We start from the raw sequence: 16,867 nt of genomic DNA, 5'->3' as shown, positions 1-16,867 counted from the left end.
CGTGACGGCATGGCAATTGACGCGCGTGTGTCCAAGAAGGCAGCGGCGATGACGCTGATCGCCGTCTCCGGTGTGTCGCTGACGTCCATACCTGCCGCCGCCCACGACGCGACGGCCCGTCAGTCCGCCACGGCCGGTGCCGGGGTGCAGGTCGCCGGCGCTCCCGGTATACCGAGGCTGCCCAGCGGTCTGAGCGCCCTGTCCTGGATGGTGGCCGACGCGGACACCGGCAGCGTGCTGGCCGCGAAGAGCCCGCACCGCAGGCTCGCCCCGGCCAGCACCCTCAAGACGCTGTTCGCGGTCACGGTCCTGCCGAAGTTCTCGGCGGGCACCGTACGCCAGGTCAGCTCCGCGGATCTGGCGGGCATCGGGGCCGGCAGCAGCCTCGTCGGTATCCAGCAGGGCCGCCGCTACACCGTCGCCGACCTGTGGCGCGGGGTCTTCCTCCGCTCCGGCAACGACGCGGTGCATGTGCTGGCCGCGATGAACGGCGGCTGGCGGACCACCGCGCAGGAGATGCAGGAAACCGCCCGCAAACTCGGCGCACGCGACACCACCGTCAAGTCCCCGGACGGTTATGACGCGCCCGGCCAGGTGTCCTCCGCCCACGACCTGACCGTCTTCGCCCGCGCCGGACTCGCCCACGACGACTTCGCCCGCTACTGCTCCACCCCCCGCGCCACGTTCCCCGGCGCGGGCGGCACCGCCACCCGGATCGAGAACACCAACCGCCTGCTGGTGGGCTCGCACGGGCTGTCCCGCTACCCCGGCATGATCGGCGTGAAGAACGGCTACACCACCAAGGCCGGCAACACCCTGGTCGCCGCCGCCCGTCAGAACGGCCGCACTCTGCTGGTCACCGTCCTCAACCCGCAGTCGACCGAGTACAACGCCGTCTACAAGGAAGCCGCCTCGCTGCTGGACTGGGGCTTCGGCACCGCCGGCAACGCCCAGCCGGTGGGCACGCTGCACGCCGTACGCACCGCCTACCACGGTGGCGGCCAGTTCCGCCCGGTGGCCGCCCACGTCACCGGTGCCGAAGCACGCGGCGGCTCCCCCCGGCGCTCCACCCTCGTCCTGGGGGCGGGTGGCGCCGGCGTCGCGGCAGTCGGGCTGGGTGCCCTGCTCGCCCGGTGGCGGCAGGCACGCGGACGCGGCGGGCAGAGGGGAGGCGCGGCGTAGGCACCCGGGCCGGTGGTCCCTGCGGCCCCTGGTGCGTACGAGAAGGGCGGCCGGCTCCGCTCGTCCCGGCGGAGCCCGGCGTCATCCGTCGGCCGTCGGCCCGTCCCCGGCCGGGTCCCCGGCTTGGTCCCCGGCCTTGTCCCCGGCTTTGTCCCCCGTGGCCCGCAGCCGGGGCGCGGTGTCCGCCGCCGGTACGGCCCCGGAGCCGGTCAGACGGCCGGTCAGGTCCCCGGCCCAGGACGTCAGCCCCGCGATATCGATCCCGTGCGGGGCGGCGTCCGCATACGGGGCGATGGCCGCCGCACCCCGGTCGAGCAGCGCCGTACCGCCCACGGCGTTGCCGCGCGCCGCATGGGTGAGCCCCACGGCGAGCTGGGCAAGCCCCCGCCACAGCTCCCGCTCCGCCTCCGGCGCCGCCTTCCAGGCGTCCTCCAGCACCTCATGGGCATGGAACGGCATCCCGTCGTCGAGCAGCCGCTGCGCTTCGGCCAGCGACTGGGCGGGCGTCCGGGGGACCCCCTCGGGCTGCCGGGCCACCCCCGACGAGCCGTACGGCAGCGGCCGGCCGAGACCATCGCGCGGACGGGCGTTACGGGCCCGGCCCTCCTCGTCGCGGTCCCGGCGCGGGGCGGGCCGGCCGGCGGCAGGTGAGCGGGGGACGCTCGGCGCTTCCTCGGCCGCGGTCTCCGCCGGCCCGGCGCCGCAGTGCTCGCAGACCGCACTGCGGGGCCGCTCGCGGATCCGGCCGCAGGCCTCGCACACCTGGTCCAGCCAGCAGGCCGGGTCGCCGCCCTCGTCGTGTGCGGGGGGCGTGCCGGTCTCGCGGGAGGCGCCGGGCTCGTCGGGGGAGTGCTCCGCTTCGTTCACCCTTCGATTGTGCGCTGCGGGGGCGTCCCGCGTCGCCGGAGGGGTGCATGCCTCTGTACGGGGGCACTTCCCTGCCCATGGGGCTCCAGGCCCACGGCTCCGCGGGTCCGCTGCCTTGGAGACGCGCGCTCGCGGACGCGCGCGGCCGGTGACACGCGCGCCCAGTGCTCCCGGGTCAGTCCGAGTCGACCTCGTAGAAGCAGAAGTGATCTTTGATCCGTGCCACGTCGGGGCGCGGTTCGGGGTAGGCCCACGCGACGTCCTCCGGGCCGCCGGGAAGCGACCAGTAGGAGGCGGTGCCCTTGAAGGGGCAGACGGTGTGGGTCTCGGACGGCGTCAGCAGATCGGTGCGTACGTCCTCGGGCGGGAGGTAGTAGCGCACGGGGTAGCCGGTCTCGTGGAGGAGGAGCGGGCGGTGGGTGTCGGCCACCAGCCGGCCGTCGATCGTGACGCGGATGTGGTCGGTGCCCTGCTCGACCTCGATGTGATGGCCCTTGGTGGCGGTCATGGTGGCTTCCCCTCGGTGAGTCTCGGTGAGTGGTGAAGATCCTCGCTCCTTCCAGGATGGCACCGGGGCGAGGCGTCCGGCCCGACCGGCACGAGGCATGGCCGGGAGCCGGGTGCGGGACCACCCGGCCGTGCCTTCCACCGCCCTCACGTGTGACTACACCGCGCGGATGCCCTGGCCCGCCCACGGGGGCGCCGGAGCGAGCACGCCCGCGAAGTACGCGCGGCTCGCGTCGGGCAGGGGTGCCGCGCGCCCGGCCGACTGGTCGACATGCAGGGTGAACAGTTCCTCGGTGGCCACCGGTGCGCCGGACGCAGCGCCGACGAACATCTCGTGGAGGAGGCGCAGTTTCTTGCCGCCGACGCCCAACACGGTCGTACGGACGGTGAGTTCGCTGCCGCGGGCGACCTCGTGCAGATAGCGGACGTGGGCCTCGACCGTGTACAGGGAGCAGCCGGTGCGGTCGCGGTAGGCCGCGTCGAGGCCGGCCGCGTCCATCAGGGCGTCGGTGGCGAAGCCGAAGATCAGGACGTAGTAGGCCTCGCTGAGGTGGCCGTTGTAGTCGATCCAGTCATCCTGGACGGTCTGGTGGAAGACGGGCAGACCGCCCGGCGGGTGAGCGGTCATCGGCGGGCGCTCCCCAGCCGGCCCGTGGCGCGGAGGACGTCGATGACGCCCTGGTCGCGTTCGGCGACCAGATCCGCGTACGTGCGGTCGCCCGCGGCGGCCGCGCAGCCGTCGACCATGGCGTCGCGCAGCTCATGGTCCAGCTCGGGCGCCGCCAGCCGGGTCCACGGCGACTTCAGGGACGGGCCGAAGTGGTCGAGCATATGGGCCATACCGCCCTCGCCGCCGGCCAGCGCGAAGGTCAGGCAGGGGCCCATGAAGGCCCAGCGCAGCCCGGGTCCCTCGGTGATCGAGGCGTCGATGTCCTCGACCGAGGCCTCGCCGTTCGCGACCATGTGCAGCGCCTCGCGCCAGAGGGCTTCCTGGAGGCGGTTGGCGATGAAGCCGGGCAGCTCACGGTCCATGGTGATCACGGACTTGCCCGCCACGTCGTAGAAGCGCGAGGCCCAGGTGACGGCCTCGCGGTCCGTCTTCTCGCCGCCGACGACCTCCACCAGCGGGATGAGGTACGGCGGGTTGAAGGGATGGCCGACGACCAGCCGGCCGGCGTCCTCGGCCGCCGTCTGCATATCGGTCATCGGGTAGCCGGAGGTGGAGGAGGCGATGACCACGCCCGGACGGGTCGCGGCGGCGAGCTCGGCGAGCAGGGAGCGCTTCAACTCCAGCTTCTCGGGGGCGCTTTCCTGGACGAAGTCGGCGTCGGCGACAGCCTCGGCGAGGGTGGGGGCGACCGTCAGCCGGTCCTGCGAGGCGCCGTCGGCCAGGCCTATCTGCTCCAGCGCGGGCCAGGCGGCGGCCACCAGGCGGCGGAGCTTCTCCTCGGCGTCGGCGGCCGGGTCCCAGGCGGTGACGTCGTAGCCGCGGGCGAGGAAGTGAGCGGCCCAGCCGCCGCCGATCACTCCGGCGCCGATACAGGCGATGTGGCGTACGTCCTCGGGGGCACAGGGGGCAGGGGTGGTTTCAGGCATGGGAGAGCGGCTCCTGGTGGAGGGAGGCATGGGGGAGAGCGGGGGAGCGGAGGCGGGGTTCAGCCGCGCGGCTTCAGGCCCAGCCGGGCCCGTGCCTGGTCGGGGGTGGCGACCGTGGCGCCGAGCAACTCGGTGATCTGCACGGCACGTTCGACGAGGCCGCCGTTGGTGGCCTTGACGCCCTTGCTGAGGTAGAGGTTGTCCTCCAGGCCGACCCGCACATTGCCGCCGAGGAGGATCGACTGGGCGACCCACGGCATCTGCATCCGGCCGAGCGCGAAGCTCGCCCACTGGGCGCCCTCGGGCAGCATGTTCACCATCGACTGGAGTACGCCCGGGTCGGCCGGCGCGCCCCACGGGACGCCCATGCACAGCTGGAAGACCGTCGGATCGTCCAGCAGCCCCTCGGCCAGCAGCTGCTTGGCGAACCACAGCTGGCCGGTGTCGAAGATCTCCAACTCGGGCCGTACCCCGAGCTCCTGGATGCGCCGGGCGCCCGCCCGCAGCATGTCGGGGGTGGAGACATAGAGGTTGGAGCCGTCGCCGAAGTTGAGGGAACCGCAGTCCAGGGTGCAGATGTCGGGCAGCAGTTCCTCGACGTGCGGGAGCCGCTCCAGGCCGCTCACCAGGTCCGTGCCCGGCAGGTGCCGGAGCGGCTCGTCGGGGTCGATCACCAGGTCGCCGCCCATGCCGGCGGTGAGGTTGATGACGACGTCCGTGCCGGTCTGCCTGATGCGGTCCACGACCTCGGCGTAGAGCCGCGGATCGCGCGAGGGGTCGCCGGTCCCGGGATCGCGTACGTGGATGTGCACGACCGCGGCACCCGCGGACGCCGCCTCGACGGCGGACGCGGCGATCTGCTCGGGCGTCACGGGGACGTGCGGGGAGCGGCGGACGGTGTCGCCGGCGCCGGTGAGCGCACAGGTGACGATGACCTCGTTGTTCACGGGGGTCCCTTCGGTGGGGTGTGGTGCCTCGGGGCTCGGGGCTCGGGGCTCGGTACGAGGAGGCGGCGGCGGAGCGGCGGCCTCAGCCGGCGGGGGCGGCGGTGAGTTCGCTCTCCACAAAGGCCAGCAGCGCGGAGTGCATCGTGTCCGGGCCGGTGCTGTCCGGCGCGGTGGCGAGCACCTGTGTGGCCAGGCCGTCGATCAGGGCGGTCAGCCGCAGCGCGGCGAACTCCGGATCGACGGTGCGAAAGACGCCCTGGCCGACGCCGCGGCGTACGACATCGGCGACGGTGGTGCGCCACTGCCGGTAGTAGTGCTCGTGCAGCCGCCCCACGGCGGTGGAGCGGGCGGCCTGGGCCCACAGGTCGAGCCAGACCAGCCACTGGCGGCGCTGCTGCTCGGTGCGCGGGGTCTGGAGCGCGATCAGATGCAGCAGCTCGGCGCGGGCATCGGGCGCCGCGGCCAGGCCCGCTGCGCGGCGTTCGGTGTCCTCGTCCATGCACCAGCGCACGGCCGCTTCGAGCAGCTCGTCGCGCCCGGGGAAGTGGTAGTGCACGGCCGCGGGGCTGGTACCGCAGGCGGCTGCGATATCGGCGACCCGTACGCCGTGGAAGCCGTGCTCGGCGATCAGCCGGACGGTTTCCCGCACGATCTGGAGCGGCCGGCCGCCCTCGGGGACGGCCGCCGGCTCGCGGTCGGGCGGTGTCGCGGGCCGCTCGGGGGCGCCGAGCAGCCAGCCCGTGTCGACCTCGCCGATATCGGCGATACGCACGATCTCGGCCAGGGTGAAACGCCGGGTGCCGCCCAGTGATCTGGACAGTTTCGAGGGGTCCATCACGATCCGGCGGGCGAACTCGCGGTGGCTACAGCCGAGCCGCTCGATCACCTCGCGGACACGGACCGTCACATCTCCGGCGTCATCGGTGATCCGGGCTCCGGTGGCGTCCTTCATGGTCCCGGACCGTAACAGCGTGTTGAGAACATCGCAACGGGCTGGCCAGGGGCGAAGTGGCACAGGGCCTGTTCTCGTGGGATGTGGAGGGTGTCGTGATGAGGTTGCTGATGAGCGAGTCAGTATTGCGGTGGAGGAAGCCCGGGGTGGAGGGAGGGACGGGCTGGACACGCCGCAATCCGGGTGAATGTGGCAAAGTGACGGCATGGCTGACCGGGGAGCGAAGCGGCCCACCGTGTCGGTGCCGGACGACTGGCCCGCCCACCCGGACCTGACCCTGGCCCTCAACGGCATGGGCGGCTTCGACTGGGACCTCGACAGCGGGCTGATGCACATGGACCCGCCCGCCCTCGAGGTGTTCGACATGCTGCCGGACGAGTACGACGACCGTCCGGCCACGCTCGGCTGCCGCGTCCCGGCCCATGAGGCGGCCCGTCTGGACGCCCTGGTCGCGCGGGCGCTCAAGGACGGCAGCGACTCCTACGGCGCGTACTTCCGGGTGCGGCTGCGCGACGGGGAGCTGCGCTGGACCCACAGCCAGGGCAGCATCCGCCGGGACAGCACCGGCAGGCCCCGCCGCATCATCGGCGTGGTCCGCGACGCCAGCCACGAATACACCCACGCGGCGGAGCGGCTCGCCGTCGATGAGGAGCGCCGCCGGCACACCAGCGTCGTCGAGCGCACCACCGCCGCCCTGGCACACGCCCGGACGGTCGGCGAAGTCATCGCGGTGCTCGCCGACGAGCAGGGACTGAGCCGCCTGGGCGCGGAGAACGTGATCCTCGGGCTCGTCGAGGCGGGACGTATCCGGCTGATCTCCGAGGGCAAGGCGGGGAGTTTTGTGCCGGATCTCGAATACACGCGGGTGGGGGACGAATTCCCGATGAGCGAGGTGGTCCGTACCCTCACTCCGCGATATGTGGGCAGCCGCGCGGAATTCAAGCGCGACTACCCCCGGCTGTGGCCGGCCATCGAGCCGCTCCACGTCCACTCCGCCGCCTATCTGCCGCTGATCGCGCAGGGCCGCCCGATCGGTGTGATCGGCCTCTTCTTCGAGCGGGAGAGCGACTTCCGCGACCAGGAGCGCAATGTCCTGGTCGCGCTCGGCAGCAGCATCGCGCAGAGCCTGGCCCGCGCCATGCTCTACGACCAGGAACACGATCTCGCCGCGGGCCTCCAGCAGGCCATGCTGCCGCGCCGGATCCCCGGTGTCGCCGGTGCGCAGATCGCCGTCCGCTACCGCTCCGCCCGGATGGGCCGGGACATCGGCGGCGACTGGTACGACGTGATCCCGCTGCCCGACGGCCGGGTCGCCGCCGTCATCGGCGACGTCCAGGGCCACGACACCCAGGCCGCGGCGCTCATGGGCCAGCTGCGGATCGTGCTGCGCGCCTACGCCTCCGAAGGGCATGCCCCGGCCACCGTCATGGCCCGCGCCTCCGCCTTCCTCAACGAGCTCGACACCGACCGCTTCGCGACCTGCACCTACGTCGACGCCGACCTGAGCACCGGCGCGGCCCGGATCGTCCGGGCCGGCCATATCGACCCGCTGCTCCGGCACGCCGAGGGCATCTGCCGCAGGCTGCCGGTGGCCGGCGGGCTGCCGCTCGGCATCTCCTCCGAATTCCGGCGGCTCGACTACCCGGTCACCACCGTCCTGCTCGCCCCCGGCGACACCCTGGTGCTGTGCACCGACGGCATCGTCGAACAGCCCGGCACCGACATCGACGACGGGATGCGGCAGCTGGCCCGCGAGGTCCGCCAGGGCCCCCAGGACGTCCAGCAACTCGCCGACCGGCTCTGCGAGTCGGCGGACGAGCGGACCGGCGAGGACGATATGGCGCTCCTGCTGCTGCGCCGCCTCGGTGCCCCGGAGCACGACATCGTCGGACGGTTCCGCCAGCACATCGCTCCCGCCGACCCCGAGGGCCTCTCCGCCGCCCGGCACATGATCCGGGCCGCGGTGCGTGCCTGGGGCGCGGCGGAGCGGGCCGAGGAGATCGAGCTGGTCGCCGACGAGCTGATCACCAATGCGCTGCTGCACACCGACGGCGAGGCCGTCGTCAACATCCGTATGCCGCACAGCGTCGGACGGCTGCTGCGGCTGGAGGTCGAGGACCACTCCAGCAGCCTGCCGCGGCGCCGCGAACCGGGCGAGGCCGGCGTCTCCGGTCGCGGGCTGCTCCTCGTGGACCGCCTGGCCGATGTCTGGGGTGTGGAACCGCGCGGCAGCGGAAAGTGCGTATGGTGCGAGTTCAACTGCTCCTGACCGGGAGGCGTCGAGCCGGACCGGCAAGGGGCACACAGCGGCAACGGGCGCCGAGGCGTCGGCACGGTACGTATCGGCACGGTCAGTGAGGACGGACGGCTCTATGGGATCGCGGGCTGCGGAACAGCGCCAGGAGGCCCGCCAGTTGGCGGCCCGTCTGTCGGCGGAAGGCGTCCGGAACGTGGCGCTGACCTGGGTGGACAATGCGGGCATCGCCCGCGTCAAGACCGTCCCGGCCGAGCGGCTCGCCGCCGCGGCGGAACGCGGAGTCGGGATGTCTCCCGTCTTCGACGTGTTCACCTCCGACGACGCCATCACGGCATCCGACCACCTCGGCGGGCCCGACGGCGACCTGCGGCTCTTCCCCGACCTGGAGCGGGTCACCACGCTCGCCGCCCAGCCCGGCTGGGCCTGGGCGCCGGCGGACCGCTACGACCAGCTCGGCCTGCCGCACCCCGCCTGCCAGCGGCAGTTCGCCCGGCGCATGACGGAGCGGGCCGCCGCGGCCGGGCTGGAGCTGCGGATGGGCTTCGAAACCGAGTGGGTGGTCACCCGCGCCCCGGCGGGCCACCCGGCCGCCACCGGTGCGGACGAACCGCTCGACTACCCCTGCACGGGCCCCGCGTACGGCATGACCCGCGTCGTCGAACTCTCCGACTACCTCCGCGACGTCACCGAGGCGCTGAGCGTCCAGGGCATCGACGTCCTCCAGCTCCACCCCGAATACGCCCCGGGCCAGTTCGAGGTCACCACCGCCCCGGGCGACCCGGTCCGCGCCGCCGACGACGTGGTGCTGGTCCGCGAGACCATCCGCGCCGTCTCCGTCCGGCACGGCCTGCGGGCCTCCTTCGCCCCGTCGGTCGTCGCCGGACAGGTCGGCAACGGCTGCCACCTCCACCTCAGCCTGTACCGCGACGGCACGAGCCTGCACCGCACCCCCGACGCCCAATGGAGCCTGGCGCCGGACGCGTCGGCCTTCCTCGGAGGCATCCTCGCCGCCCTGCCCGCCCTGCTCGCGATCGGCTGCCCCTCACCCGCCAGCTATCTGCGGCTACAGCCCTCCCACTGGGCCGGCGTCTACCAGTGCTGGGGCGTGGAGAACCGGGAGGCGGCGCTGCGTCTGATCACCGGTGCCCCCGACGACCCGGACGGCGGCCATGCCGAGGTCAAGACCTTCGACGCCGCCGCCAACCCCTACCTCGCGGTCGGCGCGGTCCTCGCCGCCGGACTGCACGGCATCGAGTCCGCCACGCGGCTGCCGGAACCGCAGACCGGCGACCCGGGCGTGCTCGGCGTCCGGGAGCGCGCCCGGCGCGGCATCGTCCGGCTGCCCGCCACCCTCACCGAGGCGGCCGACCGGCTGGAGAAGTCGGCCCCGCTGTACGAGGCGATGGGCGAGGTGCTGCACGGCGCGGTGCTCGCCGTCCGGCGCGCGGAGGAGGCCCACTTCGCCGAGAGCGAGGACGACGCGATCGCCGCCGCCACCCGCTGGCGCTGGTGATGCCCGAGGACGTCCCGGGAACCGGCCCCGGATCCGGCGACGGTCTGCCGCCGCTGGTCGACCACCACTGCCACGGAGTGCTCCGGCACGCACCGGACCCCGGGACGTTCGCCGCGTACCTCACCGAATCGGACCGGCCGCCCGCGGCGGGCACCACCTTCTTCGACACCCAGGCCGGTTTCGCCGTACGCCGCTGGTGCCCGCCGCTGCTCGACCTGCCCGTGCACTGCCCGCCCGACCGCTACCTCGCCCGCCGCCGCGAACTGGGCCCGGACGAGACCCGGCGCCGTCTGCTGCGCGCCACCGGCATCGGCACCTACCTCCTCGACACCGGGCTGCCCGGCGACCTCACGGGCCCCACCGAGACCGCCGAGGACGGTGGCGGCGCCGGCTTCGAGGTCGTACGGCTGGAGACGCTGGCCGAGCGCACCGCGGCCGGTGTCCGCGACGCCGAGGAGTTCACCGACACCCTCGCCCGCGCGGTCCGGGACGCCGCACGCACCGCCGTCGCCTTCAAAACCGTCGCCGCCTACCGCCACGGTCTCGCCCTGGACCCCGCGCCGCCCGCCCCCGGCGCCGTGCACACCGCCGCCCGCTCCTGGCTGGCCGCGGGCGCGCCCCGGCTCACCGACCCGGTCCTGCTGCGGCATCTCGTCCAGCTGGCCGTCGCCACCGGCCGTCCCCTCCAGCTCCACACCGGCTTCGGTGACCCCGACCTCCGGCTCGACCACGCCGACCCGGCGCTGCTGACCGACCTGGTCCGGGCCACCGCCGACACCGGAACGGACCTGGTGCTGCTGCACTGTTACCCGTACCACCGCCAAGCCGCCTACCTGGCGAGCGTCTTCCCGCACGTCTACGCCGACATCGGGCTGACGCTCACCCACACCGGCCCGCGGGCGGCGGCCGTGCTCGCCGAATTCCTGGAGCTCGCCCCGTTCGGCAAACTGCTCTTCTCCACCGACGCCTACGGCCTCCCGGAGCTGTATGTCGTCGGCAGCGCACTGTTCCGGACCGCGCTGGCGACCGTGCTCGGCGACTGGACGGCCTCCGGGGCATGGTCGGCCGAGGACGCCCGGCGGGTCGGCGCGATGATCGCCGCGGACAACGCCCGCAGGGTGTACGGCCTTCCGGACAGCCGGGCGGATCGCACCTGCGGGTAACGGGCGGGCCGGGCACGGCCGTACGCGCGGATAACGGGCGGGCCGGCCACGGCCGTACGAGCCGAGCGCACCGGAGGCCGCACGCGTAAGGGGCGACGGCCGCGAGCGCCACTTCCCGCCCTGCTGCCCGCCGCGCCCCCGCGGCGTGCTTTACTGCGCCGGGTGGCCCCTACAACGACCCCCGAGAAGAGCGAAATACCCCCGCGTTCCCGGATATTCGCCGATCTGACCCCGCTACGCCTCTCCCCGGACTACCGCCGACTGTGGTGCGGCAACACCGTCTCCTGGATGGGCCAGCAGATGACCGCGCTCGCGGTCTCCCTACAGGTCTACACCCTCACCCGCTCCACCTTCGCGGTCGGTCTGGTGGGCCTGTGCTCACTGGTCCCGCTGGTCGTCTTCGGGCTGTACGGCGGCGCCATTGCCGACACCGTCGACCGCCGCAAACTGGGCCTCTACAGCGCCGCGGGCGCGACCGTCATGTCCCTCACCCTGGCCACCGCCGCGCTGGCCGGATACCACCGGGTCTGGCTGCTCTACACCGTCGTCGCCTTCCAGGCCGTCTGCTTCGCGATGAACTCACCGGCCCGCTCGTCGATGATCCCGCGCCTGCTGCCCGCCGAACAACTGCCGGCCGCCAACGCTCTCAACTCCCTGACCAGCAACCTCGGCCTGATGGGCGGGCCGATGCTGGGCGGTGTCATCGTCGGTCTGTGGGGCTTCCAGGCCGCGTATCTGATCGATGTGGTGGCCTTCAGCGGCTCGCTCTACGCGATGTGGCGGCTGCCGTCCATGCGGCCCGACCAGGGGGAGGGGCCGCGGCGGCGGGCCTCCGTACTGGACGGCCTGCGCTTTCTCGCCACCCGGCCTAATCTGCGGATGACGTTCTTCTCGGACCTGGCGGCGATGGTGCTCGCCCAGCCGCGCGCACTGTTCCCCGCGGTCGCGGTGCTCTGGTTCGGCGGTGACGCCAAGACCGTGGGCCTGCTGGTCGCCGCGCCCGCGGTGGGCGCCGTCCTGGGCGGGCTGTTCTCCGGCTGGCTCGGCGGGGTCCGCCGCCACGGCCTGGCCATCCTGATCGCGGTGGCCGCCTGGGGCGCCGCCATCGCCTGCTTCGGACTCTCCAGGAACCTGTGGCTCGGTCTGTTCTTCCTGGCCGTGGCCGGCTGCGCGGACACCGTCTCGATGGTGTTCCGCAGCACCATGCTCCAGGCCGCGACGCCGGACGCGATGCGCGGCCGTCTCCAGGGCGTCTTCATCGTCGTGGTCGCCGGCGGACCGCGGCTGGGCGACTTCCTCGCCGGCTCCGCCGCCGACCTGACCTCCCCGTCCACCGCGGTGCTCGGCGGCGGCCTGGCCTGCGTCCTGGTGGTGACCGGCCTGGGTCTCGGCCGCCGCGCCTTCGCCCGCTATGACGCGCGGGATCCGCAGCCTTAGAACTCCTGACAGCATGATCTGGACACACTCAAGCAGGTCGCTCGGCTGAGCGGAGCGGACGCGGTGGGCGCGGGTGAGATGAGCCCCACGGGTGCTCGTCCATCAGCGCGAGGAGATGTTCCCACACGGCCCCGTTGCTGGTGCGCAGGCCGTCGTGTGGGTACTCGTCGGTGAGCCAGGGTCTCAGGCCGTGGATGATCTGGGCCGTGCTGAGCGACAGGTCACGATCGAGGTACATATCGTCGTGGTAGATGGCGGCGACGACGGGAACAGTATTGCCTTGCAGCCGATCGATGTCGTAGAGGGCCGGCCAGGCCGGGCGCTCGGCGATCAGGTGGGCAGCCTGGCGGAACGGGTGCAGCACCGGGTCGGTATCGAACATCCAGGGGTAGATCATTTCCCCGGTGAACAGGACGGGCGCGCCCGAGTCGAGCGCGGCCGCGGCGTCGAAGGCGGGGAACTCGCCGCGGATGCGCTGAGCTGACCAGAGTGTGGCTTGCGTCCCCTGTGCGTAAGTGGCCTCGTGCAGCAGGTAGTACAGCGGTCCGCCGGCTACGTCGGCCAGTTCGCGGTCGACCTGGAACAAGAACGCATCTGACGGTTCGGTTCCGCCGGCGAAGGGGTCTTCGAGAAGATAGTGCAGGCGAAGGCTTCCATCGGTGCCGCCGAGTATGTTGCCCAGAGCCTGGAAGGTTTCGATGGTCAGCGGTCTGCCGCTCGGCAGGATCACCCGCTGGTCGCGCAGGTAGCGGGCGATGGCCCGGGCTTGGTCCACGTCGCCTGGAAACCGGTCGTAGTGGTCGGTGTTCTTGATGGTGACCCTGGGATACAAGGCACGGTAGACCTCATCCGCGGTCGCTCGCACGCCAGGAAGTCCGCCGGTGATGAACGCTTCGGCGAGCCCGTGCGGAGCCAAGGACAGGTAGGTGATCGTGCACAGGCCGCCGAAGCTCTGGCCCAGTACGCTCCCGGGCCGGTCCCCTATGAGAGTCCGGCGGATCATCTCGGCATCACGCACGATCGCGTCCGCGCGGAAGTGCGACAGGTACGCGGCCTGTGCGCCGGGATCCCGGAGCTGAGCCAGAAGACGGCGGTCGACAGGAGTGGAACGGCCGGTGCCACGCTGATCCAATATGAGCACGCGGAAGTTCCGAAGGGCGTAGTTCAACCAGCCTTCACCGCCCATCGGGCGAGGGCCGGCCGATCCGGGGCCGCCGCCCAGGAACAACAGCCAAGGGAGATCGCGGCCGGCCTGATCTGCGGCGTGTATCTCGCGCGCATACACCTGGATCTGCCGGCTTGCGGGCCGCTGGTGGTCGAGGGGAACAGAGAAGGTGTGGTCGACGTGCACCATGCCGCATCGGCGGGACGTAGTCATGTCGTCATCCTTGGGCTTTCACGCCTCGACAGCGCAATGATTTTTTGAGGCGACGCCGGCAGATGAGGGCGCATCCGAGGCCCGGAAGGGAGCTTCTTTGGAGCAGGAGGGATCTGCCCCGGCTCGACAGGGAGCTGTCCTGGCCCGCCACGAAGTCGCCCTGCTCTGTGCGGCGGTCGGCGGCCGGCGGGCGCCCCGCGATCGACGGGCGCCGGGCGTTCGATGGACGCCACACGACCGCCCCGCTAGAGCAGCGTCGGCGTCAGGTCCGGCTCCTCGAATCCCTTGTCGTCGAAGGGATAGAGGGGGCGCTTGACCTTGTGGTGTCCGAGTCGCAGGAGATTCTGGTCCACCCCGCCCGGGGTGAGTGCGAGCAGCCAGTCCGCCGCCATCGCGTGGAGTTCGGGCTCCAGGTAACCGATCTTGACGACCACCAGGTCGTAGGACAGCGGGTCCAGTGACCCGAAGTCCGCGCGGGTGTGGAACGGACGGCGGCGCTCGGTCAGTACCACCGTCACCCCGCCGCGGGTGACGGCCGCGGACCGGCCGCCCCTGTCGTAGGCCGGATTCTCCTGCGGGCCGGCGGAGCCGGGGCCGGCCGGGTCCTCCAGGGCGGTGACCGTGCCGGTGAGTTCGTAGGGCTCCGTGTGGGGGCCGGTGCCCGCGCTGAACCGGCCGCCCACGGCGAGCGTGACCTCACCGCCCACCCCGGCGTCGAAGCAGACGGCGACGGCCTCCGGGTCGGTGAGGCCCGGGTGCAGTGCGGTGACCCGGCCGCTCGCCAACTCCTCGTCGGCCAGCAGCCGGCCGAGCATGTACGCGAGGTCGCCGGCCCCGCCCGCGGTGGGGTTGTCGCCGGAGTCGCTGATCAGGAACGGGCGGGCGGGGGAGGCGACGGCGCGGGCGATACAGGTGTCCGCGTCCCCGGTCGGGCCGACGAAGACGAAGTCCCGGCGGGCATCCCAGTACGCGCGGGCCAGTGACCCGGCCTGGGCCAGGGCGAGGTGGGAATCGTCCGCGGTGACCACCGCCGCCGCCCGGCAGCGCTCCTCGTCGGCCCAGGCGTACCCGACCCAGAGTGCCGCGTCCACGACCCCGTCGAGCGCCTCGACCGAGGCCAGCCGCCCGTACAGCGATCTGGCCGGCTCCAGCCGGGTGCTGGTCTTCTCGCCGGGCAGGAGGACCGGAATCTGCACCCAGGCCCGGTGTGGGCGGCCCGTCCCGCGGACCAGTCGCTCCACGAGCTTGCGGGCGGCCCGCTCCCGCGTCTCCCAGGCGTCCTCGTGCGGCGCCATACGGTGCGCGGTGAGCAGATCGAGCTGCGTGGCGAAGCGGCGCGAGACATTGCCGTGCAGATCCATGGCGGCCGAGATCAGGGTGCCGGGGCCGGTCGCGGCCCGTACCGCGTCGGTCAGATCGGCCTCGGCGTCGTCCAGCCCGACCACGCTCATGGCGCCGTGGATGTCGTAGACCAGCCCGTCCAGCGGACCCGACTCCCTGATGCGGTCGGTCAGTTCGCCCTTGAGGCGGTCGTAGGTGGCGCGCTCGACCGGCCCGCCGGGCACCGCGACGGCATGCACCAGCGGCACCCACTCGACCCGCTCGGCCAGGTCGCCGTCCGGCCGGGTCCAGGTGTAGCGGTCCAGCAGGGCACGTCCCCGGGTGACGCGGAAGTCGTCGTAGGCCGAGCGGTGCGGGCAGAACTGGCTGGATTCGATGGCCATTCCGCCGATGCCGATGCGGAGGCGGCGGCTGGTCGGTGAGGGCATGGGGCGCACCTTCCGTGGGTGGCGGGCGGGCGGGCGGGTTCCGGGGCGCGGCTCCGGGGCGGCGGTCAGCCGCGCCCGGCTGCGGGGGCGGGCGGTCCGTCCGCGGCGGCCGGGCGGCGCAGTACGGCGTGGCCGGCGCCCAGCAGCCCCGCGTCCGGGCCGCAGACGGCGGCGTTGATGGTGAGTTCGCTGGTGGCCATCGGCAGACAGCGCTCATAGAGCATGCCGCGTACGGCCGCGACCAGCGGCTGGGCGCCGGAGAGCGCCCCGCCGAGGATCACCGCCCCGGGGTTGAAGAAGTTCACGACGACGGCGAGCACCGCGCCGATGTCCCGGCCGGCCTGGCGCACCAGAGTGGTGGCATGCGGTTCGCCGTTCTCGACCAGCCGGAGGATGTCGGTCGCCGAGTCGGCGGCCAGGCCTTTGCCGCGCAGTGCGGCGGCGATCGCGGCGCCGCTCGCCACGGTCTCCAGGCAGCCGATGTTGCCGCAGGAACACGGGAGTTCGGCGGCCTCGTCCACCCGGACATGGCTGATGTCGCCGGCCGAACCGCGCGCCCCGCGGTGCAGCCGGCCGTCGCTGATGACACCCGAGCCGATGCCACGGCCCGCCTTGACGACGACCAGATGGCGTCGGGTGGGGTGCGCGGCGCGATGCTCGCCCAGCGCCATCATGTTGGCGTCGTTGTCGAGCAGCACCGGCAGACCGAGGCGGTCCGCCAGCCGGTCGCGCAGCGGGAACAGATGCCAGCCGGGCATCCGGGACGGGGCGATGATCCGGACGCCGCCCGCATCGACCGGGCCGGGGAAGCCGATGCCGGCACCGCGGACCGTACGGCCGGCCGCACGCTGTCGCCCGGCCAGTGCCGTCAGCCGCTCGGCGAGTACGTCCAGAGCGGGTTCGGGCCCGGCGGTCAGATCGAAGGCGTGCTCGTCGAGGTCGAAAACCTCGCCGGTCAGCCCTACCGCGCCGGTGCGGATGTGATGGCTGCCCAGGTCGGCGGCGAGCGCGACGGCTCCGTTGTCCGCGACCCGCAGCAGCCTCGGGCGCCGGCCGCCGCGCGAGGCGCCCTCGCCGGATTCGGTCAGCAGCCCGGCCTCGACGAGTTCCTGGACGCGGAGGGAGACGGTCGACGCGGCGAGCCCGAGTTCGCGTACGAGGTCGGCGCGGGAGGCCGCGGAGCCGTTCGCGACGAGTGCGAGGACATGCGCGGCGGAGCCGGGCTGCTCCTCGGAGGCGGTCATGGGGCGCCTTTCGGCTCGGGGCGGATGGCGGGCGGGTGGCGGGTGGCGGGTGGCG

General features: G+C 72.9%; 14 protein-coding genes. 5 read left to right on the top strand and 9 right to left on the bottom strand.

Features of this window, described 5'->3' with window-relative positions:
* Positions 1 to 9 precede the first annotated feature (9 nt).
* Positions 10 to 1,182, top strand: coding sequence for a D-alanyl-D-alanine carboxypeptidase family protein (locus IF67_RS0134055; RefSeq protein ID WP_107050346.1), 1,173 nt, complete (start codon positions 10 to 12; stop codon positions 1,180 to 1,182).
* Positions 1,183 to 1,263: 81 nt separating this feature from the next.
* Here IF67_RS0134055 and IF67_RS40585 read toward each other — a convergent pair whose 3' ends face one another.
* The 6 genes from IF67_RS40585 to IF67_RS0134025 all read right to left on the bottom strand — a co-directional run bounded on the left by IF67_RS40585 (position 1,264) and on the right by IF67_RS0134025 (position 6,051).
* Positions 1,264 to 1,923 carry a DUF309 domain-containing protein gene (locus IF67_RS40585; protein ID WP_078889790.1) on the bottom strand — a complete coding sequence of 220 codons (660 nt, stop codon included), beginning with the start codon at positions 1,921 to 1,923 and terminating at the stop codon, positions 1,264 to 1,266.
* A gap of 301 nt (positions 1,924 to 2,224) precedes the next feature.
* Entirely contained in the window at positions 2,225 to 2,557 is a 333-nt protein-coding gene (locus tag IF67_RS0134045) for a DUF427 domain-containing protein (RefSeq protein WP_030992312.1), read from the bottom strand.
* 156 nt (positions 2,558 to 2,713) lie between these two features.
* Entirely contained in the window at positions 2,714 to 3,184 is a 471-nt protein-coding gene (locus IF67_RS0134040; protein WP_030992311.1) for a thioesterase family protein, read from the bottom strand.
* A complete protein-coding gene (locus tag IF67_RS0134035) occupies positions 3,181 to 4,152 on the bottom strand; it encodes a 3-hydroxyacyl-CoA dehydrogenase NAD-binding domain-containing protein (RefSeq protein ID WP_030992309.1) in 972 nt (323 codons plus the stop codon). The genes IF67_RS0134040 and IF67_RS0134035 overlap by 4 nt, the downstream gene beginning before the upstream one ends.
* 59 nt (positions 4,153 to 4,211) lie before the next feature.
* Positions 4,212 to 5,099 carry a 3-keto-5-aminohexanoate cleavage protein gene (locus IF67_RS0134030; protein ID WP_030992307.1) on the bottom strand — a complete coding sequence of 296 codons (888 nt, stop codon included), beginning with the start codon at positions 5,097 to 5,099 and terminating at the stop codon, positions 4,212 to 4,214.
* An 82-nt stretch (positions 5,100 to 5,181) separates the two neighbouring features.
* Entirely contained in the window at positions 5,182 to 6,051 is an 870-nt protein-coding gene (locus IF67_RS0134025; RefSeq protein WP_030992305.1) for a TetR/AcrR family transcriptional regulator, read from the bottom strand.
* A 205-nt stretch (positions 6,052 to 6,256) separates the two neighbouring features.
* Between IF67_RS0134025 and IF67_RS0134020 the strand changes: the two genes are divergently transcribed.
* The 4 genes from IF67_RS0134020 (at position 6,257) to IF67_RS0134005 (ending at position 12,421) form a co-directional block, all read left to right on the top strand.
* Positions 6,257 to 8,320, top strand: a complete 2,064-nt coding sequence (locus tag IF67_RS0134020) for a SpoIIE family protein phosphatase (protein WP_030992303.1) — start codon at positions 6,257 to 6,259, stop codon at positions 8,318 to 8,320.
* A 103-nt stretch (positions 8,321 to 8,423) separates the two neighbouring features.
* A complete protein-coding gene (locus IF67_RS0134015) occupies positions 8,424 to 9,821 on the top strand; it encodes a glutamine synthetase family protein (RefSeq protein ID WP_030992300.1) in 1,398 nt (465 codons plus the stop codon).
* Positions 9,821 to 10,984 carry an amidohydrolase family protein gene (locus IF67_RS0134010; protein WP_051818909.1) on the top strand — a complete coding sequence of 388 codons (1,164 nt, stop codon included), beginning with the start codon at positions 9,821 to 9,823 and terminating at the stop codon, positions 10,982 to 10,984. Before IF67_RS0134015 ends, IF67_RS0134010 begins: the two co-directional genes overlap by 1 nt.
* A 162-nt stretch (positions 10,985 to 11,146) precedes the next feature.
* Positions 11,147 to 12,421, top strand: coding sequence for an MFS transporter (locus tag IF67_RS0134005; protein ID WP_234341510.1), 1,275 nt, complete (start codon positions 11,147 to 11,149; stop codon positions 12,419 to 12,421).
* 28 nt (positions 12,422 to 12,449) lie between these two features.
* Here the strand turns inward: IF67_RS0134005 and IF67_RS0134000 are convergent, their stop codons facing one another.
* From IF67_RS0134000 to IF67_RS0133990, 3 genes are all read right to left on the bottom strand, one after another.
* Positions 12,450 to 13,799 carry an alpha/beta fold hydrolase gene (locus tag IF67_RS0134000; protein ID WP_051818905.1) on the bottom strand — a complete coding sequence of 450 codons (1,350 nt, stop codon included), beginning with the start codon at positions 13,797 to 13,799 and terminating at the stop codon, positions 12,450 to 12,452.
* 245 nt (positions 13,800 to 14,044) lie between these two features.
* Positions 14,045 to 15,568 carry a M81 family metallopeptidase gene (locus tag IF67_RS0133995; RefSeq protein ID WP_030992293.1) on the bottom strand — a complete coding sequence of 508 codons (1,524 nt, stop codon included), beginning with the start codon at positions 15,566 to 15,568 and terminating at the stop codon, positions 14,045 to 14,047.
* Positions 15,569 to 15,633: 65 nt separating this feature from the next.
* Positions 15,634 to 16,812, bottom strand: coding sequence for an ROK family transcriptional regulator (locus IF67_RS0133990; RefSeq protein WP_030992292.1), 1,179 nt, complete (start codon positions 16,810 to 16,812; stop codon positions 15,634 to 15,636).
* Positions 16,813 to 16,867 lie beyond the last annotated feature (55 nt).

This window comes from Streptomyces sp. NRRL S-1813, from assembly GCF_000719605.1.
Taxonomy (GTDB): domain Bacteria; phylum Actinomycetota; class Actinomycetes; order Streptomycetales; family Streptomycetaceae; genus Streptomyces; species Streptomyces decoyicus.
Note: the sequence above shows the minus strand (reverse complement) of the source record. Positions and strands in the feature narration are given on the sequence as shown.

Bases quoted from the DNA above. Each gene is read 5' to 3' on its own strand.
- IF67_RS0134055 (WP_107050346.1), top strand. From the start codon at position 10: ATGGCAATTGACGCGCGTGTGTCCAAGAAGGCAGCGGCGATGACGCTG.
- IF67_RS0134045 (WP_030992312.1), bottom strand. From the start codon at position 2,557: ATGACCGCCACCAAGGGCCATCACATCGAGGTCGAGCAGGGCACCGAC.
- IF67_RS0134040 (WP_030992311.1), bottom strand. From the start codon at position 3,184: ATGACCGCTCACCCGCCGGGCGGTCTGCCCGTCTTCCACCAGACCGTC.
- IF67_RS0134035 (WP_030992309.1), bottom strand. From the start codon at position 4,152: ATGCCTGAAACCACCCCTGCCCCCTGTGCCCCCGAGGACGTACGCCAC.
- IF67_RS0134025 (WP_030992305.1), bottom strand. From the start codon at position 6,051: ATGAAGGACGCCACCGGAGCCCGGATCACCGATGACGCCGGAGATGTG.
- IF67_RS0134020 (WP_030992303.1), top strand. From the start codon at position 6,257: ATGGCTGACCGGGGAGCGAAGCGGCCCACCGTGTCGGTGCCGGACGAC.
- IF67_RS0134015 (WP_030992300.1), top strand. From the start codon at position 8,424: ATGGGATCGCGGGCTGCGGAACAGCGCCAGGAGGCCCGCCAGTTGGCG.
- IF67_RS0134010 (WP_051818909.1), top strand. From the start codon at position 9,821: ATGCCCGAGGACGTCCCGGGAACCGGCCCCGGATCCGGCGACGGTCTG.
- IF67_RS0134000 (WP_051818905.1), bottom strand. From the start codon at position 13,799: ATGACTACGTCCCGCCGATGCGGCATGGTGCACGTCGACCACACCTTC.
- IF67_RS0133995 (WP_030992293.1), bottom strand. From the start codon at position 15,568: ATGCCCTCACCGACCAGCCGCCGCCTCCGCATCGGCATCGGCGGAATG.
- IF67_RS0133990 (WP_030992292.1), bottom strand. From the start codon at position 16,812: ATGACCGCCTCCGAGGAGCAGCCCGGCTCCGCCGCGCATGTCCTCGCA.